This is a genomic window from Georgenia satyanarayanai (genome assembly GCF_023715365.1).
GTDB lineage: Bacteria > Actinomycetota > Actinomycetes > Actinomycetales > Actinomycetaceae > Oceanitalea > Oceanitalea satyanarayanai_B.
The window spans coordinates 1-440 of sequence record NZ_JAMBNZ010000123.1; the positions used below are offsets into that span (position 1 = coordinate 1).

Annotated in this window: 2 protein-coding genes; both read left to right on the forward strand. The window is 65.0% G+C overall.

What is annotated here, in order from left to right:
• A partial coding sequence (locus M3148_RS17300; protein WP_251305960.1) for a hypothetical protein occupies positions 1 to 223 on the forward strand: 223 nt, incomplete at its 5' end.
• Positions 220 to 440: zeta toxin family protein (locus M3148_RS17305; protein WP_251305961.1), on the forward strand; the 221-nt coding region annotated here is incomplete at its 3' end. The genes M3148_RS17300 and M3148_RS17305, both read left to right, overlap by 4 nt.

The following is a 440-nucleotide window of genomic DNA, read 5'->3' on the forward strand; positions in this document are numbered from 1 at the left end:
GCGTGAGGCGCTGACCACGGTCAGGGGCGACTACGCGATCCTGCAGCGCCGCGCTCACGCTGCGGGGGATACGGCAGCCAAGCAGCAGGTCATCGACGCGACGGTCGCGTTGGCGCGTCGTGTGGACGCGGTGAACCCGAGGGACCGTGCTGAGCAACTGTCGATGACGCAGGAACTGCGCGATCTGCACACGCAGTTGCGTGCACAGATCGACCAGTCGTGAGCTACACCTACCAGCTGGCCGAAGATGAACTCACGACGATCTTCGAGGAGCAGATCGCTGCGGTAGCGCTGGCCGAAATCAACCCCAGTGCCTCACCCGAGCTCGTTGTTCTGGGCGGGCAACCCGCGTCCGGGAAGACACGATCACGCCACCTCGTCATGGCGGATGAACGGTTCTCCGGCGTATCGTTCTTCGCCCCTGAGGGGGACGCGTTGCG